This is a genomic window from Massilia sp. 9096 (assembly GCF_000745265.1).
In the GTDB taxonomy this organism is placed as follows: Bacteria; Pseudomonadota; Gammaproteobacteria; order Burkholderiales; family Burkholderiaceae_D; genus Telluria.
The window spans coordinates 2,379,187-2,400,842 of record NZ_JQNN01000001.1; the positions used below are offsets into that span (position 1 = coordinate 2,379,187).

Consider the following 21,656-nt stretch of genomic DNA (forward strand, 5'->3'; position numbering starts at 1 on the left):
GCGTTTGATCTAGCACAAACCGGGGGCCAAGGCGTCCAGGGCCACCTGCAGGGCCGGGCGCACGCCGTCGGGCGTGGTCCGGGTCAGCTCGACCTGTCCGCAGCCATGCCAGCGCGCGCAGCGCAGCACCGCGCCGGCCAGGTCGCGCAGCAGCCCTTCGCTCACGCGCACGCCGGGCTCCAGCGTCACCGAGATCAGTTCGAACACGCCGCGCTTGCGATGGGCCTTGGCGTCGACACGCCCGACCAGCGCGCCGCGGCGCAGGATCGGCAGCGTGAAGTAGCCGTAGCGGCGCTTTTCCGCTGGCGTGTAGCACTCCAGCCGGTAGTCGAAATCGAACAGCTCGAGCGCGCGCCTGCGGTCCCAGACGATCGGATCGAACGGCGACAGCAGGCTGGTCACGGTCGGCGTCAAGGCGCCAGCGGCGGCGCGTTCGAGCAGGCCGGCGTGTTCGGGATGCACGAACACCGGCGCGCTCCAGCCGTCCACGCGCGCGCGCAGCAGCGAGCCCTCATCCACCAGCTGCTGCGGATCGAAATGCGGCGGACGGGTACGGTGGTAGTCGGGGATCCAGGCCGCCTTGGCCAGGCTGAGCGCGCGCACCGCGCGCAGCACGAATTCGCGCCGCACTGTCTCGATCGGCGGCGTGCGGCTGTCGTCCCAGTCCGGCAGCACGCGCTCGGCCAGGTCGTACACGCGGTGGAAATTCTGGCGCCGCGCGATCATCAGCCGGCCGGACGTGAACAGCACTTCGAGCGAGCGCTTTTCGGGCTTCCATTCCCACCAGCCGCCCGCTTTTCCATCGACGCGCTCGAAATCGGCCGCGCGCACCGGGCCGTTGGCGCGAATGTGCTCCAGCACCTGCTCGACGTGCCCGGGCTGGGCGCGCGCCCAACTCGACCCCGCCTTCCAGCCGAGCGAACCCGCATCGACCATGCGGTGCCGGTACAGGCCATAATCCTCGATCGGGATGAAGCAGGCCTCGTGCGCCCAGTATTCGAACAATTTGCCCTCGGCCAGCAGCTGCTCGAGCCAGGCCGGGTCGTAGTCGCCGAGACGGCTCCACAGCACCAGATACGGACTGCGCGCGACCACGCTGATGGTGTCGATCTGCAAAACGCCCATGCGCCGGATCGCCGCCAGGACGTCGGATATGGTCGCGCGGGCGCGGCGCGTCTGCAACATCCCTTGCGCGGCCAGGTGCATGGCGCGCGCGGCATTGTGCGTAAGGATTGGTTCGCTCATTACGACATTCTAATGACGTTGCATCAACATTTGGATGCAAAGCCGAGAAAAACACTGGTTTTTTTTACAGTATCGCGGCCAGCTGCGCTATATTTGGCGCCCTGGCCCACCCACTTCGTTGCATTAACTTAATCAGATATGCGGCTGCTGCACACTTCCGACTGGCATCTCGGCCAGACCCTGCACAATTTCGAGCGGACCTACGAGCACGGACGCTTCCTCGACTGGCTGCTCGACACCATCGTGGCCGAGCGGGCCGACGCGCTCCTGATCGCCGGCGACGTGTTCGACAACAGCAACCCCTCGGCCGCCTCGCAGCGCCAGCTGTACCGCTTCCTGCGCGAAGCGCAAGCACGCTCGCCCGGGCTGGACATCGTGATCATCGCCGGCAACCACGATTCGCCCGGCCGCCTGGAGGCGCCGGGGCCGTTGCTCGAAGCGCACGGCACGCGGGTGGTCGGCCACGTGGTGCGCGACGCGGACGGCACGATCGACCTGGAGCGTTTCCTGGTGCCTTTGAGCGGCCGCGACGGCGCAGTGAAAGCCTGGTGCGTGGCGATTCCCTTCCTGCGTCCGGGCGACGTGCCGCGCGTGCCGCAGGCCCAGGGCGCGCAAGGGGCGCCGGGCGGCGACGTGTTCGACGCCTACCTGCATGGCATCGCCCTGCTCTACAGCCAGGCCTATGCCCTGGCGCGCAGCAAGGCGACCAACGGCGAAGCGATCCTGGCGATGGGGCATTGCCACATGGTCGGCGGCGATTCCTCGCCCGACTCCGAGCGCCGCATCGTGATCGGCGGCACCGAAGCGCTGCCGGCCTCGATGTTCGACCCGAGCATCGCCTATGCGGCGCTGGGCCACCTGCACCTGGCCCAGCGCGTCGGCAAGCAGGAACACCTGCGCTACTGCGGCAGTCCCCTGCCCTTGTCCTTTGCCGAAGTCAACTACCAGCACCAGGTGCTGCGCATCGACCTCGACGGCAGCCGGGCGAGCGCGATCACGCCGCTGCCGGTGCCGCGCGCGGTCGATCTGCTGCGCGTGCCCGCCAGCCCGGCGCCGCTCAAGCAGGCGATCGCCGAGCTGGTCGGGCTCGATCTGCCCGAACGGCCGCTGCACGAGCAGCCTTACCTCGAAGTGCGGGTGCTGCTGGATGGCCCCGAGCCCGGACTGCGCGCCCAGGTCGAGGCGGCGCTGGAAGGCAAACCGGTGCGCCTGGCCAAGATCGAGCCGACCCGGCGCGTGCAGACCGCGCCCGGCATCGAACCGGCGCTGAGCCTGGACCAGCTGGCCCAGCTGCAGCCCGACGACATCTTCCGCCGCCTGTGGCAGCAGCGCTTCGGCGAAGGCGCCCCGGACGACCAGATGGCGGCGTTTGCCGAGCTGCTGCTGCCATCGGACGGCAAGCGGGAGGCCGCATGAGGATCCTGCGCATCGGCGGCAAGAACCTGGCCTCGCTGGCGGGCGAGTTCGAGGTCGATTTCGAGTCCGAGCCGCTGGTTTCCTCCGGCCTGTTCGCGATCAGCGGGCCGACCGGCGCCGGCAAGAGTACCTTGCTCGACGCCCTGTGCCTGGCGCTGTACGACGCCACGCCGCGCCTGATCAAGGGGCCGCGCGTGGGCAACTACCTGCCCGACGTGGGCGACGAGACGCTGTCGGTGGGCGACCGCCGCACCCTGCTGCGCCGCGGCGCCGCCGACGCCTTCGCCGAAGTCGACTTCGTCGGCAACGACGAGCGCCGCTACCGCGCGCGCTGGAGCGTGCGCCGATCGCGCAACCGCGCCGCCGGCGCCCTGCAGCCTTCCACCATGAGCCTGCACCAGCTGCCGGAGCTGCAGCCGCTGGGCGGCACCAAGACCGAGGTGCTGGGCGAAGTCGAACGGCGCATCGGCCTCTCGTTCGAACAGTTCACGCGCTCGGTGCTGCTGGCCCAGAACGAGTTCTCGGCCTTCCTGCGCACCGACGAGAATGAACGCGGCGAGCTGCTCGAAACGCTGACCGGTAGCGCCGTCTACAGCGACATCTCGCGCCGCGCCTTCGAGCGCTGGCGCCAGGAACAGGAAGCGATGCGGCGCCTCACGTCCCGCCTGCAGGACGCCGCGCCGCTGGCGCCTGACGAACGCGCGCTGCTGGACGAGCAGCACGCGGCCGCGCAGGCCGAGCTGTCCAGGCTGGAGGCGCAGCGCGCCGAACTGGAGCGCGCCTTGCGCTGGCACCAGGACCTGGAACGCCTACGCGCAGCGGAAGGCCAGGCCGAGGGCGCGCTGGCCGGCGCCGTGGCTCGGCTTGACGCCGCCGGCGAGCGGCGCCGCCACCTGGCGACGCTGGACGCGGTGCAGCCGGCCAGGACCCTGTTCGCCGATCTGAACCGCCTGCAGGGCGAGCTGCGCCAGGTGCAGGCCCAGCTTGCAGCCGGCGAGCACGACCTCGCGCGCGCTCTCGAGGCCCAGCGGCAGGCCGCGCAGACGCTGATGGAGGCGGAGCGCAGGTTCGAGGCCGCCGAAGACGCGCAGCGCTCGGCGGCGCCCCAGCTCGACCAGGCCAAGGCGCTCGACGCCACCCTGGCGACGCTGGCCCCCGCCCACGCCAAAGCGGCGCAAGGCCTGGACCTCCTGCGCAAGGAAGCCTTGCAGGCGCGCACGGTATCGCAGGCCAAGAGTGCGGAGCTCGAGGCCAGCCGGCGCGCCCTGCACGAGGCCGGCGCCTGGCTCGATGCGCATCGCGCGCAGGAAGCGCTGGCGACGCAATGGTCGCGTTGGGAACAGCGCCTGGCGCAGGCGCACGATGCGGCGCGCCAGGACGCGGCCAGCGCCCAGGCCCTGCATGCGGCCCAGGCCGGGGCCGAACAGGCGGCCGGCTCGGCGCAGCGCACCGCGCACGCGCTGGCCGCCTCGATCGCTTTGCTGGAAACGCGCGAGGCCGCGCGCCGCGACGCAACGGACGCGCTGGCCCAGATCGACGCCGACGCCCTGCGCAGCGAGCGGCGCGCCCTCGACACACGGCGCGAACGGCTGGCTTCGCTCGACCACACCTGGCAGGCGCTGCGCACCAGCCGCGCCCGCATCGCCGAGCTGGATGCGCAAGCGGGACAAGCCACGCAGGCGCGCTCCAGCGCGGAAGCCGCCCTGGACGCGGCGCGCACGGCGGGCATGGCCCTTGATGCCACCGTGGCCCAGGCCGAGCGCTCGCTCAAGGTCGCCCAGCTGGCCTGCGCCGATGGTGTCGAGAAAATGCGGGCGACCCTGGTCGACGGCGAAGCCTGCCCGGTGTGCGGCGGGCTCGAGCATCCCTACCGCCACCAGGACGACCGCCTGCACGCGCTGCTCGAGGAACTGTCGGCCGACCTGGGGCAGCGCCGCCTCGATCAGCGCGCCAACCTGAACGCCCAGGCCGACGCGCGCGCCGCCTTCGAATCTGCCGGCGAGCGCCTCACGATGCTGGCGCGCGAGCGCGAAGGCACCGCCGGCGCCCTGGACCAGCTCGAAGCCGAGTGGGACGAGAACCCGCTTGCTGCGCAAGCGCCCGGCGACGACGATGGCGAGCGCGAGCGCGGCGCCTGGCTCGCCGCCCAGCAAACGGCGCTGCGCGGCGCATTCGAAGCGCTGGAGACGCGCGACGCGCAACTGCAGCGCGCGGTGCTGGCGCGCGACGCCGCCCAGCAGGCCTGGGACCAGGCCAACGCCGAGCACGCACGCCTGCTCGATGCTGCGCAAACAGCGCAGACCTTGCTCGCGCGCACCGAAGCCGACATCGCCGCCCTCGGCGCCCGGCGCGAGGCGGCGGCAGGCGCGCTGGCCGCCCTGCTGGCCGAGCTCGACGCGGTACTGTCGAACTGCTGCGGCGACGGCTGGCAGGCCCACTGGCAACGCGATCCTTCCGGCTGGCGCGACGCGCGCGCGGGCGAGGCGCGCGCCTGGACCGCGCAAGCCACGCGCCTGGCCCAGCTGCAGGGTGCGATCGGCACGCTCGAAGCCGAACACAGCGCCCTGCTCGCGCAGGTCGAGCAAGCCGGTGTGCGCCTGAGCGAGGCCGAGACCGAATTCGCGCGCCTGGACGCCGGCCTGGCCGAGCATCGCCAGGCGCGCGCCCAGCTGTTCGAGGGCCGTCCGGCGCGCGATGTCGAACAAGGCCTGCTCGCGGCTGTGGCCGTGGCGCGCGACGGTGTCCACGCTTGCCAGGCCGCCGGCTTGCAGGCGGCCCAGACCGAGGCACGGGTGCGCGCCGCCCAGGCCCAGGCCACCGGCCGCATCGGCGACCTGCAGGGCGAGCTCGCCACGGCCGGCGAGCGCCTGGCGCAGTGGATCCTCGACTTCGAGGCCGGTCCCGAGCTGGAAGCGGTCGACAACGAACAGCGCCTGGCTGCCTTGCTGCAGGTCGGCGCCGGCTGGATCGCGCAGGAACGGGCGGCGCTGCTCGAACTCGACGCCGCGGCGCGCCAGGCCGGGGCCGTGCTGGCCGAACGGCGCGCCCAGCGCGAGCGCCACGAAAGCCAGGATGCGCCGCCGCGCCGGGAGGGCGAGAGCGCCGGCGCCGCGTCCGGTGTTGAGGCTGCCGCGCTGGCCTTGCGCAGCGCCCAGGCCGAACGCGACGCCGCCAACGGCGCGGCGACTTCGCTGGCGCTGCGCATCCGCGAAGACGACGGCCGGCGCGAACGCGCACGCGCGATGATGGGCGAGATCGAGCGCCAGCGCGCGATCGAAGACCGCTGGGCCAAGCTGGCCGAGCTGATCGGTTCGGCCGATGGCAAGAAATTCCGCAACTACGCCCAGCAATTCACCCTCGACGTGCTGCTCGGCTATGCCAACACCCACCTGGCCCAGCTGGCGCGCCGCTATCGCCTGGAACGCGTGGCCAGCAGCGCCGGCCCGTCGCTGGCGCTGATGGTGCGCGACCAGGACATGGGCGGCGAGGTCCGCTCGGTCAATTCCTTGTCCGGCGGCGAATCCTTCCTGGTCTCGCTGGCCCTCGCCCTGGGCCTGGCGTCGCTGTCGTCGAACCGGGTCAAGGTCGAGTCGCTGTTCATCGACGAGGGCTTCGGCAGCCTCGACAGCGAAACGCTGGGTGTGGCGATGGACGCGCTGGACGCGCTGCAGTCGCTCGGCCGCAAGGTCGGCGTGATCTCGCACGTGCAGGAAATGACCGAGCGGATCGCGACCAAGGTGCTGGTGCGCCCGGCCGGCGGCGGCAGCAGCGCAATCACGGTGCAGTGCTAAAATGCGCGCCTTTCCCAAGCATTGACCATTCAATACGACCATGTCCAAACCCGCCCGCTTCCTGACCTTCAAGTGCGCCAAATGCGCCAAGCCGGTCAAGGTCACCCTGCAACAAGCCTCTGCCTGCTCGCACATCCTGCCTTACCAGGGCATCTGCGCGTGCGGCGAAATCAAGCGTTACGCAACCGGCAACCCGGACGCCGTGAAGGCCTTCGTCGAGTCGAACGAGCTGCACTCGCACCACCACCATTGATCGGCGTCCGATGACGAACGACGTGAGCGCCGGCGCGGCGCGCATCCACTGGATCGAGGACGGCGAGCAGCGCTCGGCGCGCTGGCGCTCCGAGAGCGGCTGGCCGGCGCCGAAAAAAGTGGTGGTCGCCGACGACACCATGACCGCCGATGCGGCCTACCGCCTGGCGCTGGACGGCACCGCCCTGCTCTGGCGCGGCGATTTCCACAATGCGCGCCAGTTGCTGCAGGCGCTGGTGCGCCGGATCGATCACAAGAGTCCCCGCGGCAAACGCAAGGCCGGCAAGCCGGCCGGCACGCTCACCGAGCAGTTCCACCGCCACCGTCTTGCTCAGCTGCAGCGCGCGCGCACGCTGGCGATGCTGCTGATTCCGTTCCAGGCCGACCACACGATTCCGCTGCGCCGGGCGCCCGACGTGCGCGAAGCCTGTCTCGAAGCCTACGGCGCCGCCGCACCCGGACACGACGATGCCCAGGACAATGCCCGGTCCGGTGCGCACGACGGCGCCGCCGGGAGCGCCCACGGCGAGGCCTACGTGGCGTCGCTGCGGGAACTGCTCGGCCTGGTTGGCGCGCACGAATGGCGCCGCAAGGGCGTGTTCATTCCAGCGCTCGACGAGCGTATCCATCCCTGGTACGGCGTGTTCTCGCCGGTGCGCGGCGAATACGTCGAGCTGGTCGCGCAGGCGCCCGTGCCCGCGCGCGCGACGCTGGCCTTCGACGTCGGCGCCGGCACCGGCGTGCTGTCGGCGGTGCTGGCGCGGCGCGGCCTGCAGCGCGTGGTCGCGACCGACATGGACGCGCGCGCGCTGGGCTGTGCGCGCGACAATATCCAACGGCTCGGGCTTGCCGCCCAGGTCGAGGTGGTGCGCGCCGATTTGTTTCCGGAGGGTCGCGCCGGCCTGGTGGTGTGCAATCCGCCGTGGCTGCCGGGCAAACCGAGCTCGAGCATCGAATACGCGATCTACGATCCGGATAGCCGCATGCTCAAGGGCTTCCTGGCCGGACTCAAGGACCACCTGCTGGACGGCGGCGAAGGCTGGCTGATCCTGTCCGACCTGGCCGAGCACCTCGGCCTGCGCTCGCGCGAACAACTGCTCGGCTGGATCGAAGCGGCCGGGCTGGCGGTGGCGGGACGTCACGACATCCGCCCGGCCCATCCCAAGGCGAGCGATCCGGACGATCCGCTCGCCGCGGCGCGCATGGTCGAGCTGACCTCGCTGTGGCGGCTGCGCGCGGCGGCGCCCGAAGCCGGCTGAGTTGCCGGCTGGGTTGCCGCCTGAGCTGCCCGCTGAGCGCTCATGCAACGCCGATTTGCGCTCCCAGCCGATTCGCGTTACAATACGTTCCTCAGACGCGGGGTGGAGCAGTCTGGCAGCTCGTCGGGCTCATAACCCGAAGGTCACAGGTTCAAATCCTGTCCCCGCAACCAGATACAGTACGATGAAAGCCCGACTCGAAGGAGCCGGGCTTTTGTTTATTGGGCCGACGCAGCACAGCGCATGAGAGACAAGAAAGACAACGCGACCATCGACCTCCTCGGCTTCGAGCCGGCCGAGCGCGTCGACAGCGACCCCGTCTCGCCCTCTCCTCAGCCAGCCGCGGAAACCAAACGCCGTCCACGCCGTGCGGCGCCCAAGCAGGAACAGCTGCAATTGCTCGACCTGGCCGACACCGACGTGACCGGCCTGCCGATGTGGAAGCACGATCCCAGCCTCGACCTGACAGGCCTGCCGATCTGGCAGCCTGCCAAATAAATAAGCTGCCCCGAACCGTGCATGGCGCCGTTGCAGCGCCTCGCGGTGCAAAAGGCACTGTCTTCGTCGCCGTGCCCAGCCATGCCCACTTTGGAGCAGCTTTACAATCATGATGCCCGATACCGCCTTTTCCTCGCTGCCGCTCGCGCCGCGTTTCCTCGACAACCTCGCCCAACTGGGCTACACGCAGATGACGCCGGTGCAAGCCGCGACCTTGCCGCCGGCGCTCCAAGGCCGCGACCTGATCGCACAGGCCAAGACCGGCAGCGGCAAGACGGCCGCGTTCGGCATCGGCATGCTGCAAAAACTCAACCCGACGCTGTTCGCGGTGCAGGGGATGGTGCTGTGCCCGACCCGTGAGCTGGCCGACCAGGTCGCCAATGAGCTGCGCCGCCTGGCGCGCGGCATCGGCAACGTCAAGGTGGTGGTGCTGACCGGCGGCGTGCCGATGCGTCCGCAGATCACCACGCTCGAGTTCGGCGCGCACATCGTGGTCGGCACGCCTGGCCGGGTGCGCGACCACCTGTCGAAGCGTACGCTCGACCTGTCGCGCCTGCGCACGCTGGTGCTGGACGAGGCCGATCGGATGACCGACATGGGTTTCTACGACGAGATCGCCGCCATCGTGCACGCGTGCCCGACATATCGCCAGACCTTGTTGTTTTCCGCCACCTACCCCGACGATATCCGCGCGGCCACCGCACGCTTCCTGAACGATCCGCTCGAGGTCGCGGTCGAGTCCGCCCAGGCGCACGCACAGGACCAGATCGAGCAGCGCTTCTACGAGATCGGTTTCGACGGCCGCTTCGATGCGGTCGCGCGTCTCCTGCGCACGTATCAGCCGGCCTCGGCGATTGCTTTCTGCAATACCAAGGCGCGCTGCCGCGAACTGGTCGAGCATCTGCGCGCTCAGGGCTTCGCGGCGCTGGCGCTGTACGGCGAGATGGAACAGCGCGAGCGCGACGAAACGCTGGTGCTGTTCGCCGGCCGCAGCGCGACCGTGCTGGTCGCGACCGACGTCGCGGCGCGCGGCATCGACATCGCTTCGCTGGCGGCCGTGATCAACGTCGACGTCCCGAAGACGCCCGACGTCTACGTGCACCGCATCGGCCGCACCGGCCGCGCCGGCGAACAGGGGCTGGCCCTGACCCTGTCGGCGCCGAACGAAAAGCGCTTCGTGCGCCTGATCGAAGACTTGCAGGATCAAAACGCCGACTGGCACGCCCTGCCCGAAGCCGTCGACGCGGCCTCGGTCGCGCCGGCCCCGATGCGCACCCTGTGCATCGCCGGCGGCAAGAAGGCCAAGCTGCGCCCGGGCGACATCCTGGGCGCGCTGACCGGCGACGCCGGCCTGGCCAAGGACCAGGTCGGCAAGATCCAGGTGTTCGAGTTCGCCAGCTACGTCGCGCTCGAGCGCAGCGTGGCCGACGCCGCGTTCGCGCGCCTGAACGCCGGCAACCGGCTCGGGCCGGACTTCGGCAACTTCAAGGGGCGCAGCTTCAAGATGCGCTTCGTCGACATCCAGGACGCCAACCCGGCGAGCCCGGGCGATGCCTTCGAAGACGACCACGACGACGGTTTCGCGGACGCCGCCCGTGAGTAAGCCGACCCGCGCGCCTGTAACAACTGTAACAGGCGCGCACGGTTGAGTTCACACCGGGCATCGCCCGTGTAAATCTGGCATGATTTTGGCAACAACGAGCCTACGAAGTCGTGCCAACATGACCAGCCTATCTACGATCGGAAACGAACCACAAAGCCTCGAGGGCCGCAGCGTGCGCGACATCGTCGAGTACAGCCCCGAGCTCGTCAACGAGGTCTGGTGCCGGAAGATATTCCGCCAGATCCTGCAGTCGCTCGAGCTGCAATACGCGATGCAGATGCCGCACCGCGCCATTACGCCCGACACCATCGTCTTCCACGACAATGGCGAGCCGCTGCTGGCGCCGGACCTGGCCGACGACGATGCCGTCAAGAGCGAGGCCGACGATCTCACCGCGCTGGCCAGCGTCGTCCACTACGCGATCACGAGCGAGCTGCTGCCGGGCGGCCCCTTGCGCGGGCGCGCGCTCGAGGGCTACAGCGATTCGCTGCTCACCGCGGTCGACCGCTGCATGGCGCCCGACCCGGCCGAGCGGCCGCAGAGCATCGCGCAGCTGCGCGAGATCCTCGGCATCGTCTCGCTGAGCGCCTCGGCGGGCGCCAAGCCGGCCGCACCATTCCTTGATGACGCGGCTTCGAGCGCGGTTCCAGGACCGGCGGCGCCAGCTGCGGCCACCCCCGGCACAGCCGGCACAGCGCCCGGAACTGCGGCATCATCCACAACTGCGGCGGCACCAGTAACGGCGGCGGCGCCCAGCGCTGCCGCCGAACCGTTCGCCAGGCGCAGCCCCGGCCTGGGCCGTCGGCAGCGCTGGGCAATCGCCGCCGGCGGCGCCGCCGTGCTGGTGGCGATCGCGCTGGTGATGTTCGCCGACATGCGCGACTCCGGCTCGTTCGACCACATCGTCCTGAACCAGCCGCAGTCGGACGCGCAGGCGCCGGGGCCGGCGAGCGCCGCGCCGGCCGCGCCGCAGGCCGCCGCCGGGGCTGCCGTGGGCGCCGCGCCAGGCGGGCCGGGCGCATCCGCCGCCTCGGCCCCAGCCACGTCGCCGGAGGCGAATGCTGGCGCCGGCACCACGGGAGCGGACGGAACCTCCGTCTCCGGTCCGGACGGCGCCGGCAGCGCCTTGCCCGTCGACCCGACCCGGCCGCCGGCGGATGGGGGCGTCGCCAACGCCGCCGCGGGTGCCGGCGCCACTTACCGCCTGCGCATCCAGCCCTGGGGCGCGGTCTACGTGGACGGTGTCGACCGCGGCATCAGTCCGCCGGTCAAGCGCCTGGTCCTCGCGCCCGGCAAGCACACGCTGCGCGTGACCAACCCGGCCTTCCCCGACCGTGTGCTCGAAGTCGACACCGCGCGCGGCGGCGGCCAGGTCATGGTCGACTTCAACGACGCACGCTGACCCCGTCGACGCACCCCATCGACAAGAACCAGAAGATTACGGAGAACGATGAAACCCCAGCGCCCGCCCCGTCCCGCCACCGCACGTTCTGTTGCCGGCCGGTCTGCCTCCGTGGCCGCGCTGCTGCTCGGCGCCGCCACCCTGATGGCCGGCTGCGCCGATGCGCCGATGTTCCAGCAGCGCCCCGCACGCACCGCCAGCCATCCGAAGGCCACGGCCGTGCTCGAACGCGAGGCCGCGCCTGCGCGCGAGTCGGCCAGCCGGCGCGAGCCGGACGCGCCGCCGCGCGAATCGTCGGGCCTGCGCGAAGGTATCCGCCTGTACAACGAGGGCGACTTCGATGGCGCGATCCGGCGCCTGTCCGCGCGCGACCTCAACAATGGACCGCTGGCGACACGCCTGACCGCCATCAAGTACACCGCGTTCAGCTACTGCGTGACCGGCCGCACTGCGCAATGCCGCCAGAGCTTCGACAAGGCGCTGCGCCTGGACCCGTCGTTCGACCTCGACGCCGGCGAACAGGGCCACCCCTTGTGGGGACCGGTGTTCGCCAAGGCCAAGCAGGCCGCTGCGACGCGGCAATAAGGTCCGCGGCGCTCGCCCGCGAGCGTACGCGGCCGAACAGACAGCCGCAGCGGGTACACGCATGCTCGCAGCCATGACATCGCCGCACCCACTTCCCCGGCGCGAGGCCCGCGCATGAGCAACTTGCCCAGCGACTGCGACCGCGCGCTCGCGGCAAGCGGTGCGCCTGCGCAGCGCGAGGCACAGCCCGAAGCGCGGCCGGCGGCACATCCGAACCTGGTGCTGTGCACCTCGATCCTGTCGAGCAGCCTGGCGTTCATCGACGGTTCGGTGGTGAACGTGGGACTGGCATCGATCGGGCGCGACCTGGCGGGCGGCGGCGCCGATCTGTCGTGGGTGGTGAACGGCTATCTGCTGCCGCTCAGTTCCCTCTTGCTGCTGGGCGGGGCGATGGGCGACCGCTACGGACGCAAGCGCATCCTTCTCACCGGCATCGCGGTGTTCGCACTGGCCTCGCTGCTGTGCGCCCTGGCGCCGCAGCTGTGGCTGCTGGTCGGCGGGCGCGTGCTGCAAGGCGTCGGCGCCGCGCTGCTGCTCCCGAACAGCCTGGCGATCCTGGGCGCCACCTTCGAGGGCAAGACGCGCGGCCGGGCGATCGGCATCTGGGCTGCGGCCGGGGCCGCCGCCGGCGCGATCGGGCCGCTGCTGGGCGGCTGGCTGATCGACACCGTCGGCTGGCGCGCGATCTTCTACATCAACCTGCCGATCGCGGCGCTGGCCATCTTCATGGGCTGGCGCTTCGTGCAGCTCAAACCGGGCGGCAAGCCGGCCGCGCTCGACCCGTTCGGGGCGCTGCTCGCCAGCCTCGGCCTGGGCTGCGTCACTTGGGGCCTGGCCGACGCGTCCGCGCAAAAGCACCTGACGCTTGCCGCCGGACTGGCGCTCGTGGCCGGCATCCTGATCTTGCTGGCTTTCCTGTGGACCGAGCGGCGCGCCGGCGAGCACGCCATGCTGCCCCTGAAACTGTTCGGTTCGAGCGGCTTTTCCGGCCTGAACCTGATGACCTTCCTGCTGTACGGCGCACTCGGCGCACTGATGCTGCTGGTGCCCTACGTGCTGATCCAGGCGCTCGGCTATTCGGCCAAGCAGGCCGGGGCGGCGCTGCTGCCCTTCCCGATCGTGCTGGCGATCGGCTCGCCGCTGATGGGACGCGTGGCCGGCAGCCACGGTTCGCGCCTGCCGCTGTCGATCGGCTCGCTGATCGTCGCCGCCGGCTTCCTGCTCGCGACCCGCATCGGTGACGGCGGCTATGCCGCGACCGTGCTGCCGGCGATGCTGACCATCGCACTCGGCATGGCTTGCGTGGCGGCGCCGCTGACCACCGCCGTGCTGTCCTCGGTGGATGGCAGCCATACCGGCATCGCGTCCGGCTTCAACAGCGCTGTGGCGCGGGGCGGCGGCCTGATCGCGACCGCGCTGCTGGGCGTCGTGCTCACCGCGCGCGGACGCGCGCTGCTGCCGCCCTTCCATGCGGCGCTGCTGGTGTGCGCCGTCAGCGCCGCGGCCGCGGCGGTGTGTGCCTTCATCTGGGTCAGTCCGACCAATGGCGGGCCGAAGGCGGATGGGCGCTGAGCTGGTGGCCGGGTGTGGGACTGTTGCACGACGCATGTCGGTTAGTTGCAAAAAGCTTGACGAGGTGGGGCCGCCGATGCGCGACGCCGCTCGCCCGTTATCCGCACACATCCAACCACACGTACGCAACTACAAGTGCGCGACTATAAGTGCCGGCTACATGCGCGTAGCTACAAGTGCGTAACAACGCTGACGCTCCCACGCGATCGCATCCGCGCCCACGCGTCACCCACCCACGCGCGCGTACGTGCAACTGCATGCGCGCGCGTACGCCCAGGTGCACGCGCGCCGGCGAATGCGATCTGCATGCGCGCACGCCCGCACATCACAGCCGCACTCGCCTGCGCGCCTTCTCACGCCTTGACGTTGACCGTCGCCGGAAACGTCGGCGCCTTGCGGCGCTGGCTGGCCTGCTCGTAGGCGTAGGCCATGCCGATCAGCGTCGCCTCGCTCCAGGCGCCGCCGACGAACGAGATGCCGACCGGCAGCCCGTGGACGTAGCCGGCCGGCACCGTCACGTGCGGGTAGCCGGCCACCGCAGCCGGCGAGGAGAAGCTGCCGCCGTAATGGTCGCCGTTGATGTAGTCGGTCAGCCAGGCGGTGCCGCCGGTCGGCGCGACCAGCGCGTCGAGCTTTTGTTCGCGCATGATCTTGTCGATGCCCTCCTCGCGCGCGAACTTGTGATTGGTGGCCAGCGCCTCGCGATAGGCCTGGTCGTCCAGGCCCGGCTTCTTATGCGCCGCGACCAGGTGCTCCTGGCCGAAGTGCTGCAGCTCGCGCCCCGGGTTCTTGTCGTTGAAGGCGATGACGTCCGCCATGGTCTTGACCGCGGCATGCGGGGCATAGCCGGCCAGGTAGGCTTCCAGGTCGGGCCTGAACTCGGACAGCAGCACCTCCAGCTCGGTGTCGCCGTATTTGTCGGCGTTGGGCAGTTCGACGTCGACCAGCACCGCGCCCTGCGCCTTCAGGACCGCCAGCTCCTGCTCGATGATGGTGTCGATCGCCGGGCTGCTGCCGAAGAAATTGCGCGTCACGCCGATGCGCTTGCCTTGCAGGCCGTCCTTGCGCAGCGCGGCCGCGTAATCGCCTGCCTTGCCCTGGCCGTCCCTGGTCGCCGCGTCGCTCGGATCGACGCCGGCGATCGCGCCCAGCAGCAGCGCCGCGTCGGCGACGCTCCTCGTCATCGGGCCGGCCGTGTCCTGCGAGTGCGCGATCGGGATGATGCCGCTGCGGCTGACCAGGCCCAGGGTCGGCTTGATGCCGACGATGCCGCAGGTCGAGGACGGCGAGACGATCGAGCCGTCGGTCTCGGTGCCGATCGCCACGGTCGCCAGGCTGGCGGCAATGGCGGCGCCCGAGCCGGAGCTGGAGCCGCTGGTGTTGCGGTCGAGCGCGTACGGGTTGCGGGTCTGGCCGCCGCGGCCGCTCCAGCCACTGATCGAATGGGTCGAGCGCATATTCGCCCATTCGGACAGGTTGGTCTTGCCGAGGATGACGGCGCCGGCTTCACGCAGCTTTTGCGCCACGAAGGAATCGCGGCTGGCGTGCACGCCGTCCAGCGCGAGCGAGCCAGCGCTGGTGCTCATCTTGTCCGCGGTGGCGATGTTGTCCTTGATCAGGACCGGGATACCGTGCAGCGGACCGCGCAGCTTGCCGGCCTTGCGTTCGCGGTCCATCTGGGCGGCGATGGCGGGCGCGTCGGGATTGAGTTCGATGATGGCGTTGATGCGTGGCCCGGCCTTGTCGAACGCGGCGATACGCGCCAGGTATTGCTGCACCAGCGCGCTTGACGTCAGCTTTCCGGCTTGCATCTCGGCTTGCTGGGCCTGCACACCGGCTTCCAGGATCGATGCGCCTGTACCCGAAGCTGAGGTCGGCGCCGCTTCGGCCAGCGTCGCCGCATCCATGCCCGCCGCAGCGCCGGCAGCCAATCCAAGTCGAACGAAATCCCTGCGTTTCATACAACCCTCCATGTCAAATGATGGATGAGTATAAAACGAACGGCTATCTCGAAGGATACTTATTGTGTACTATTTGGAAACTTTTTCGACTACCCGCGCAGTGCGGGCGAAAAAAACGCCACCCGCAGGTGGCGGCGTTCATGAGAGGGAGCTGCGCTTGCGGGCGCAAGGCTCAGGCAAATTGTGGCGTCTCGCGCCGGGCCTGCTGGGGAAACGCAGCCTCCGAAGCGGCAGGTGCAACGCTCGACGGTGCCTGGCCGGCACCCTCCCCTTGCGCCGGCGGTGCGCTTCTGGCCGCGCAGCAGGCGGCGATGCGCGCTTTACGGTAGCGGCAGAACATGCAGGTTTCGCTGTTTTGCATGGCTTTTCCTTTCGAAACACCAACGGATTGAACGAGCGGCCGCCCACTGGTCGAGCAAGATCTGCTACCATCACAAAGCGGAACGCGATTCCGAATTATATCCGGAATATCGTTCCGTTTAATAGAAGATTTATATGAGCACTGGAACAAATAAAGAATATGGCGGCAAAGATGCGACAACGACGCCGTCGCAAGGACGCCCCAAGCGCGTGGACGCCGCGCGCAACCTGCGCTCGCTGCTGCAGGCAGCCCTGGAAGTGTTCAACGAGTCGGGCTTCGAGGCGCCGGTACGCGAGATCGCCGAGCGCGCAGGCGTCGGCGTCGGCACTTTCTACCGCCATTTCCCGCAGCGCGCCGACCTGATCGTCGCCGTCTTGAAGTCGCAGATCGACGATTGCGCCGACGGCGCCGCCCGCATCATCGCCGACCATGCGCCGGGTGAGGCGCTGGAGCGCTGGGTCGAAGGCTACGTCAACTTCATCATGACCAAGCGCGGCCTGTCGAACGCACTGCAGGCAGACGCCGCCACGCAGACCTCGCTGCACGATTATTTCTACGGGCGCCTGCGCCCTCCCTTGAGCGCGATCCTCACGGCGGCGGTCGAACAGAAGGTGATCCGTCCCGGCTACGAGGCCGACGAGTTGCTGCGCGCGGTGGCGACCTTGTGCAAAGCCTATCCGGACGGGTCGCCGGAAGAAACGCGCAAGATGGTCGGTCTGCTGATCGACGGGCTGCGTTGCCGGATCTAGGTGCTTTGCGTCCGGGCGCGCGCGCCGACTTATTTGGCGCCGGTCCTGATCCATATTCTGATCTGCGGACCGTCATCAAACGAGTCGTCGACAGGCACATAGCGACCGTCAGCCAGGGTTCGCGCGATCAGCTTGTCGTGCAGGTAAAAATCGACCTGGCGCGATTTGCCATTCACACAATGGAACCATTGGCCAAAGTGCTTCATCATGGCCGCCCTGGCACCTGGTGCGATGCCGTCGAACAGCGGCGCCCAGCGGAAATCGGCACCCTGCTTGCCATCGCGCCAGGTGCCGAAGCCCTGCATGCTTGCCCGTTCCGATTTGACGACCTCGGGATCGCACGCTGCCTGCGCTCGGGCGATCCCGACACACAACAATGTGCCGGCTATCGCAACATGCCGTATGCGCATGGCGCCTCCGGGTGGGATAAGGAGGTTCAAGCATAGCAGGCTGGCATGTCCACATAATCTCGCTTTGTCACGCGAAGCCTCGTGGCACGGCCGATGACGCAAAAAAAAACGCTGCCCTCGGGCAGCGTTTTTCGTCGAGCTCGGTAAAAGCTCGCTACAAACTTAGTTGCGCACGACGCGCTTGTACTCGGCGGTACGGGTGTCGATCTCGATGGTGTCGTCCTGGTTGACGAACAGCGGCACCTGGATGGTGAACTGCTTGCTCTCGATCGCGTTTTCGATCTTCGCTTCCTTCAGGACGTTGCCCGAGGTGTTGCCCTTGACGGCCGGCTCGGTGTAGACGATCTGGCGCGCGATGGTGATCGGCAGTTCGACCGAGATTGCCTTGCCGTCGTAGAACACGGCTTCGCATTCCATGCCGTCTTTCAGGTAGTTCAGCGCATCGCCCAGGTTTTCTTCTTCGATTTCGTACTGGTTGTACTCTTCGTCCATGAAGACGTACAGCGGATCGGCGAAGTACGAGTAGGTAACCGGCTTCTTGTCCAGCACGACCACGTCGAACTTGTCATCGCCGCGGAACACGTTTTCCAGCGGTGCGTTGGTCAGAAGATTCTTCATCTTCCATTTGTAGGTGAAGCCCGTGCGGCTCGAGCCGTTGACGTCAGAGCGCAGCACGATGAAAGGCTTGGCATCGACCATGATGATGTTGCCGACACGAATTTCTTTTGCGGGTTTCATAGGAAATTTTGGATAAAAAATAAGTTGCAATAATCAAGCATCATACCACGTTCCAGACCCGTCGCCTACCGGAGCGCCCGGGCGAAATTCAGCAGATTGCTCACCAAGTCGCCGTTTGCCAACATGTGCGCTTGCCAGTCTTCGGCCTGCTGCGCGAGCGTCGGCAGAGCGGCTTGCAAGGCCGTCCACAGCGCCGGCCAGTCGGCGACCGGCGCATTCTCGGGCGCGGCGCCATTCCAGGCCAGGGAAAAATCGATCAGACTTTCCTGATTTTTAGCGTACTTTTGCAGGAAAGCGCGGAGTTTAACATGGTGCAAGTTTTCATCTTGCGGATAAATGTGCCAGATGAAGGGCCGGCCGGCCCACTGGGCGCGCACCCAGGAATCCTCGCCGCGCACGAAGTTCAGCTCGCACGCCCACAGCAGGCGGTCGTAGTCGTCCTGGCGCATGAACGGGATCGCGCGCACGCGCAGGCGCTCGCGCGTCAGGCATGCGCCCGCGCGCGCGCGGGCCGGGTCGACGCCCAGCCAGGCGGCCACCTGCTCGCGCGCCACGCCCTCGGGCACCAGACAGGTCACGTCGCGGTCGCCCCGCGCCCAGGCATCGAACAGTTCCGTCACCGGCGCATGCGGATAGCAGAACAGGCTGACCTTGAGCGTGTCCAGCTCGGCTTCCTCCACGCCGAGCCCGCGCAGGAACGCAGCCTGGGCGCCGCGGTCGGCCTGGAAGGCGGCGCGCGCTTGCACCAGGCCGCGCTCGCGCAGCAGCCCACCGGTCTTGTCGGTGAAGCCGGGAAAAAAGAAATGCTTGGTCAGCTTCAAGCGCGGATGCATCGACGGGAGCGCGTGGCAGCCTTCGACCCATTCCTCGGCGCTCAAGCCTTCGTAATTGATCCAGACCGGACGCGGCTCGCACTGCGCCATCGCGGCGACATAACCAGGGGGGAGTTCGACGCCGAAGAATTCGATCACGATGTCCGCCACGTCGCCGGGCGCGAACACGCCGTCCTGGCCGGCCCAGTGGCGCACCGTGACGCCTTCGACCTGCTGGCGGTCGGCACCCACGAGAACGGACGGCCAGATACGCTGGAAGCTTGCGAGGTCGTCGACCCACAGGGTGACGTCGAGACCGTGTTCGGCATGGAACTGGCGCGCCAGGCGCCAGCAAATGCCGATGTCGCCGAAGTTGTCGACCACCTTGCAGAAGATGGCGAGCGTGCGGGCGCGGTTGGAATCGGAGGAATCGATGGCCATGCTTGATAAGCCAAAATGTAAAACCGGGGCACCTCTGGCGCGCATGCGCGTTGGTCTACCCCGGTTTTTTGACTGGCGTCCCCACGGGGATTCGAACCCCGGTACTCACCGTGAAAGGGTGATGTCCTAGGCCTCTAGACGATGGGGACCTATGGAACCTTGGTGGAGGTAAGCGGGATCGAACCGCTGACCTCTTGCATGCCATGCAAGCGCTCTCCCAGCTGAGCTATACCCCCAAGTACTACACAACTATGGCAATAAAAAAGCCGCTCAAGGCGGCTCCTTGCACTGCCTACTACGACAACCTGGCGTCCCCACGGGGATTCGAACCCCGGTACTCACCGTGAAAGGGTGATGTCCTAGGCCTCTAGACGATGGGGACCTAAAACTTTACTGGTACTACTCTAGCCTATCCTGCGCCGGTATGCCACACACATGCGCCGCAAAGCCGAATTCTTGGCGTCCCCACGGGGATTCGAACCCCGGTACTCACCGTGAAAGGGTGATGTCCTAGGCCTCTAGACGATGGGGACCCTGGACTGCCATAACAACTATCTTCCGAACTTGGTGGAGGTAAGCGGGATCGAACCGCTGACCTCTTGCATGCCATGCAAGCGCTCTCCCAGCTGAGCTATACCCCCGTTCAGGGAAGACAATATCATAACATACTGCTTTTACTTCTCACAGCGCCGTTTTCACAACGCTCCACAACTTGGCGTCCCCACGGGGATTCGAACCCCGGTACTCACCGTGAAAGGGTGATGTCCTAGGCCTCTAGACGATGGGGACCCTGGACTACCTTATTACTACCTTGCCGCACACTTCAGAACGTGGTGGAGGTAAGCGGGATCGAACCGCTGACCTCTTGCATGCCATGCAAGCGCTCTCCCAGCTGAGCTATACCCCCGCAGTGCTGAAGTGCGAGCATTATAGCGGACGCACTTGCATTTCGCAAATACCCACAGAGAAGCTTTATAAGCCGTTCTGAATGCGCGCCAGCACGGTCTCGCGGCCGAACAGCTCCAGTACCGCGTCGATCGCCGGGGTCTGCAGCTGGCCGGTGACGAGCAGGCGCAGCGGCATCGCCAGTTGCGGCATCTTCAGGCCGTTGGCCGCCAGCACTTCCTTCATGGCGGCGGCCAGGGCCGGCTTGGTCCACTCCGCCGTCTGCAGTTTCTCGGCAAACTGGGCCAGGGCCGGACGCACGGCATCGGTCAGGTGCTGCGTCTTCAAGGCCTGGTATTGCGCATCCGCGGGATTGGGCGTGCGGAAGAACAGCATGGCCGCATCGGCCAGTTCGTTGATGGTCTGGACGCGTTCCTTCATCAGGCCGAGCACGGCGGGTAGCGCTGGCGCGCCGTCGAAATGGGCGCCTTCGCGCTCCAGGATCGGGCGAGCCAGCTCGGCCAGGCGCTCGTTGTCGGCCTGCTTGATGTAGTGGTTGTTCAGCCAGCCCAGCTTTTCCGGGTTGAACTGGGCCGCCGAGGCGGTCAGGTGCTCGAGGTTGAACCACTCGGTGAACTGCTGCATCGAGAAGATCTCGTCGTCGCCGTGGCTCCAGCCCAGGCGCGCCAGGTAATTCAGCATCGCTTCCGGCAGATAGCCCTGCTCCGGGTACTGCATCACGCTGACCGCGCCGTGGCGCTTGGACAGCTTCTGGCCGTCCGGCCCGAGGATCATCGGCAGGTGGCCGTACTCCGGCAGCTCGGCGCCGAGCGCGCGCAGGATGTTGATCTGGCGCGGGGTGTTGTTCACGTGGTCGTCGCCGCGCAGCACGTGGGTGATCTTCATGTCCCAATCGTCGACCGACACGCAGAAGTTATAGGTCGGGGTCCCGTCCGGACGGGCGATGATCAAGTCGTCGAGTTCCTTGTTGGCGATCGTGATCGGCCCTTTCACGACGTCGACCCAGGTGACTTCGCCGTCGAGCGGATTCTTGAAGCGCACCACCGGCTTGACGCCTTCCGGGACCGGCGGCAGGGTCTTGCCCGGCTCCGGGCGCCAGGTGCCGTCGTAGCGCGGCTTTTCGCCCGCGGCGCGCATGCGCTCGCGCATCGCCTCGACTTCCTCCGGGGAGCAATAGCAAAGGTAGGCGGTGCCGGCGTCCAGCATGCCCTTGACCACGTCGCGGTAGCGGTCCATGCGCTGCATCTGGTAGAACGGACCTTCGTCGTGGCTCAGGCCCAGCCATTGCATGCCGTCCAGGATCGCCTGCACCGCTTCCGGGGTCGAGCGCTCCAGGTCGGTGTCTTCGATGCGCAGGATGAACGTGCCGCCGAAGTGGCGGGCATAGGCCCAGGAATACAGCGCGGTGCGCGCGCCGCCGAGGTGGAGATAGCCGGTCGGGCTGGGAGCGAAGCGAGTACGGACAGGAGTACGGACGGTCATGGTCGGTAAATGGAACGGTCACACAATAATAAAGCGGCTATTCTACAGCCTCGCCACAGGCTGGGCGCAACGCCGGGCCTTGACATGCCGCCGTGTCACAAATTACTTTACAGAAAATAAAAGCTTGGTTACAGTCCTGGCTCGATTCCGCACAGTCAACACTCCCCCCTTCC

The 21,656-nt window shown here is 68.0% G+C and carries 17 protein-coding genes and 8 tRNA genes; 11 read left to right on the forward strand and 14 right to left on the reverse strand.

The genetic code is table 11. From position 1 onward, the window contains the following. Positions 1–9: 9 nt before the first annotated feature. Positions 10–1,245, reverse strand: a complete 1,236-nt coding sequence (locus tag FA90_RS10015) for a winged helix-turn-helix domain-containing protein (protein ID WP_036168437.1) — start codon at positions 1,243–1,245, stop codon at positions 10–12. A 138-nt stretch (positions 1,246–1,383) separates the two neighbouring features. Between FA90_RS10015 and FA90_RS10020 the strand changes: the two genes are divergently transcribed. The 10 genes from FA90_RS10020 (at position 1,384) to FA90_RS10065 (ending at position 13,623) form a co-directional block, all read left to right on the forward strand. Next, positions 1,384–2,661: an exonuclease SbcCD subunit D C-terminal domain-containing protein gene (locus FA90_RS10020; protein WP_036168439.1), complete on the forward strand. Its 1,278-nt coding sequence runs from the start codon at positions 1,384–1,386 to the stop codon at positions 2,659–2,661. After that, positions 2,658–6,452, forward strand: a complete 3,795-nt coding sequence (locus FA90_RS10025; protein WP_036168440.1) for an AAA family ATPase — start codon at positions 2,658–2,660, stop codon at positions 6,450–6,452. Before FA90_RS10020 ends, FA90_RS10025 begins: the two co-directional genes overlap by 4 nt. 40 nt (positions 6,453–6,492) lie before the next feature. After that, complete coding sequence (locus tag FA90_RS10030; RefSeq protein WP_036168441.1) at positions 6,493–6,705, forward strand: hypothetical protein; 213 nt, start codon at positions 6,493–6,495, stop codon at positions 6,703–6,705. Between the two features lie 10 nt (positions 6,706–6,715). Continuing rightward, positions 6,716–7,963 (forward strand): class I SAM-dependent methyltransferase, encoded by a 1,248-nt coding sequence (locus tag FA90_RS10035; RefSeq protein WP_036168443.1) that lies wholly within the window; start codon positions 6,716–6,718, stop codon positions 7,961–7,963. A 96-nt stretch (positions 7,964–8,059) separates the two neighbouring features. After that, positions 8,060–8,136 (forward strand) — tRNA-Met (locus FA90_RS10040). Positions 8,137–8,206: 70 nt separating this feature from the next. Continuing rightward, positions 8,207–8,461, forward strand: coding sequence for a hypothetical protein (locus tag FA90_RS10045; RefSeq protein WP_036168444.1), 255 nt, complete (start codon positions 8,207–8,209; stop codon positions 8,459–8,461). A 112-nt stretch (positions 8,462–8,573) separates the two neighbouring features. Then, on the forward strand, positions 8,574–10,064 hold the full coding sequence (gene dbpA, locus FA90_RS10050; protein ID WP_081934078.1) for an ATP-dependent RNA helicase DbpA: 1,491 nt from the start codon (positions 8,574–8,576) through the stop codon (positions 10,062–10,064). Between the two features lie 118 nt (positions 10,065–10,182). Then, positions 10,183–11,466, forward strand: a complete 1,284-nt coding sequence (locus FA90_RS10055) for a hypothetical protein (RefSeq protein ID WP_036168445.1) — start codon at positions 10,183–10,185, stop codon at positions 11,464–11,466. A gap of 48 nt (positions 11,467–11,514) precedes the next feature. Further along, a complete protein-coding gene (locus tag FA90_RS24980) occupies positions 11,515–12,051 on the forward strand; it encodes a TssQ family T6SS-associated lipoprotein (protein ID WP_051971677.1) in 537 nt (178 codons plus the stop codon). Positions 12,052–12,165: 114 nt separating this feature from the next. Continuing rightward, the gene (locus FA90_RS10065; protein WP_036168446.1) at positions 12,166–13,623 is read left to right on the forward strand and encodes an MFS transporter; all 1,458 of its coding nucleotides are present in this window, start codon (positions 12,166–12,168) and stop codon (positions 13,621–13,623) included. Positions 13,624–13,976: 353 nt separating this feature from the next. Here the strand turns inward: FA90_RS10065 and FA90_RS10070 are convergent, their stop codons facing one another. After that, positions 13,977–15,584, reverse strand: a complete 1,608-nt coding sequence (locus FA90_RS10070) for an amidase (protein WP_036168447.1) — start codon at positions 15,582–15,584, stop codon at positions 13,977–13,979. Positions 15,585–15,756: 172 nt separating this feature from the next. Further along, a complete protein-coding gene (locus tag FA90_RS26340) occupies positions 15,757–15,945 on the reverse strand; it encodes a hypothetical protein (protein ID WP_156116657.1) in 189 nt (62 codons plus the stop codon). 134 nt (positions 15,946–16,079) lie between these two features. On the opposite strand from FA90_RS26340, the gene FA90_RS10075 reads away from it, so the two are divergent. Beyond that, the gene (locus tag FA90_RS10075) at positions 16,080–16,694 is read left to right on the forward strand and encodes a TetR/AcrR family transcriptional regulator (RefSeq protein ID WP_036168449.1); all 615 of its coding nucleotides are present in this window, start codon (positions 16,080–16,082) and stop codon (positions 16,692–16,694) included. Positions 16,695–16,723: 29 nt separating this feature from the next. On the opposite strand, the gene FA90_RS10080 is transcribed toward FA90_RS10075, so the two are convergent. From FA90_RS10080 to gltX, 11 genes are all read right to left on the reverse strand, one after another. Then, positions 16,724–17,104, reverse strand: coding sequence for a hypothetical protein (locus tag FA90_RS10080; RefSeq protein WP_156116658.1), 381 nt, complete (start codon positions 17,102–17,104; stop codon positions 16,724–16,726). Positions 17,105–17,266: 162 nt separating this feature from the next. Next, positions 17,267–17,842: an elongation factor P gene (locus FA90_RS10085; RefSeq protein ID WP_036168452.1), complete on the reverse strand. Its 576-nt coding sequence runs from the start codon at positions 17,840–17,842 to the stop codon at positions 17,267–17,269. A gap of 65 nt (positions 17,843–17,907) precedes the next feature. Beyond that, positions 17,908–19,095 (reverse strand): elongation factor P maturation arginine rhamnosyltransferase EarP, encoded by a 1,188-nt coding sequence (earP, locus tag FA90_RS10090; protein ID WP_036168454.1) that lies wholly within the window; start codon positions 19,093–19,095, stop codon positions 17,908–17,910. Between the two features lie 73 nt (positions 19,096–19,168). Then, a tRNA-Glu gene (locus FA90_RS10095) sits at positions 19,169–19,244 on the reverse strand. A gap of 11 nt (positions 19,245–19,255) precedes the next feature. Beyond that, positions 19,256–19,331, reverse strand: a tRNA-Ala gene (locus FA90_RS10100). Positions 19,332–19,401: 70 nt separating this feature from the next. After that, positions 19,402–19,477, reverse strand: a tRNA-Glu gene (locus tag FA90_RS10105). Positions 19,478–19,552: 75 nt separating this feature from the next. Continuing rightward, positions 19,553–19,628: transfer RNA gene (locus FA90_RS10110), tRNA-Glu, on the reverse strand. Between the two features lie 32 nt (positions 19,629–19,660). Next, a tRNA-Ala gene (locus FA90_RS10115) sits at positions 19,661–19,736 on the reverse strand. Positions 19,737–19,808: 72 nt separating this feature from the next. After that, a tRNA-Glu gene (locus FA90_RS10120) sits at positions 19,809–19,884 on the reverse strand. A gap of 42 nt (positions 19,885–19,926) precedes the next feature. Continuing rightward, positions 19,927–20,002: transfer RNA gene (locus tag FA90_RS10125), tRNA-Ala, on the reverse strand. A gap of 65 nt (positions 20,003–20,067) precedes the next feature. Beyond that, complete coding sequence (gene gltX / locus FA90_RS10130; protein ID WP_036168455.1) at positions 20,068–21,483, reverse strand: glutamate--tRNA ligase; 1,416 nt, start codon at positions 21,481–21,483, stop codon at positions 20,068–20,070. Positions 21,484–21,656: the final 173 nt, after the last annotated feature.

What these genes read in the sequence shown, in the direction of transcription:
- FA90_RS10015 (WP_036168437.1), bottom strand. Translation starts at nt 1,245, where the DNA reads ATGAGCGAACCAATCCTTACGCACAATGCCGCGCGCGCCATGCACCTG.
- FA90_RS10020 (WP_036168439.1), top strand. Translation starts at nt 1,384, where the DNA reads ATGCGGCTGCTGCACACTTCCGACTGGCATCTCGGCCAGACCCTGCAC.
- FA90_RS10025 (WP_036168440.1), top strand. Translation starts at nt 2,658, where the DNA reads ATGAGGATCCTGCGCATCGGCGGCAAGAACCTGGCCTCGCTGGCGGGC.
- FA90_RS10030 (WP_036168441.1), top strand. Translation starts at nt 6,493, where the DNA reads ATGTCCAAACCCGCCCGCTTCCTGACCTTCAAGTGCGCCAAATGCGCC.
- FA90_RS10035 (WP_036168443.1), top strand. Translation starts at nt 6,716, where the DNA reads ATGACGAACGACGTGAGCGCCGGCGCGGCGCGCATCCACTGGATCGAG.
- FA90_RS10045 (WP_036168444.1), top strand. Translation starts at nt 8,207, where the DNA reads ATGAGAGACAAGAAAGACAACGCGACCATCGACCTCCTCGGCTTCGAG.
- dbpA (WP_081934078.1), top strand. Translation starts at nt 8,574, where the DNA reads ATGCCCGATACCGCCTTTTCCTCGCTGCCGCTCGCGCCGCGTTTCCTC.
- FA90_RS10055 (WP_036168445.1), top strand. Translation starts at nt 10,183, where the DNA reads ATGACCAGCCTATCTACGATCGGAAACGAACCACAAAGCCTCGAGGGC.
- FA90_RS24980 (WP_051971677.1), top strand. Translation starts at nt 11,515, where the DNA reads ATGAAACCCCAGCGCCCGCCCCGTCCCGCCACCGCACGTTCTGTTGCC.
- FA90_RS10065 (WP_036168446.1), top strand. Translation starts at nt 12,166, where the DNA reads ATGAGCAACTTGCCCAGCGACTGCGACCGCGCGCTCGCGGCAAGCGGT.
- FA90_RS10070 (WP_036168447.1), bottom strand. Translation starts at nt 15,584, where the DNA reads ATGAAACGCAGGGATTTCGTTCGACTTGGATTGGCTGCCGGCGCTGCG.
- FA90_RS26340 (WP_156116657.1), bottom strand. Translation starts at nt 15,945, where the DNA reads ATGCAAAACAGCGAAACCTGCATGTTCTGCCGCTACCGTAAAGCGCGC.
- FA90_RS10075 (WP_036168449.1), top strand. Translation starts at nt 16,080, where the DNA reads ATGAGCACTGGAACAAATAAAGAATATGGCGGCAAAGATGCGACAACG.
- FA90_RS10080 (WP_156116658.1), bottom strand. Translation starts at nt 17,104, where the DNA reads ATGCGCATACGGCATGTTGCGATAGCCGGCACATTGTTGTGTGTCGGG.
- FA90_RS10085 (WP_036168452.1), bottom strand. Translation starts at nt 17,842, where the DNA reads ATGAAACCCGCAAAAGAAATTCGTGTCGGCAACATCATCATGGTCGAT.
- earP (WP_036168454.1), bottom strand. Translation starts at nt 19,095, where the DNA reads ATGGCCATCGATTCCTCCGATTCCAACCGCGCCCGCACGCTCGCCATC.
- gltX (WP_036168455.1), bottom strand. Translation starts at nt 21,483, where the DNA reads ATGACCGTCCGTACTCCTGTCCGTACTCGCTTCGCTCCCAGCCCGACC.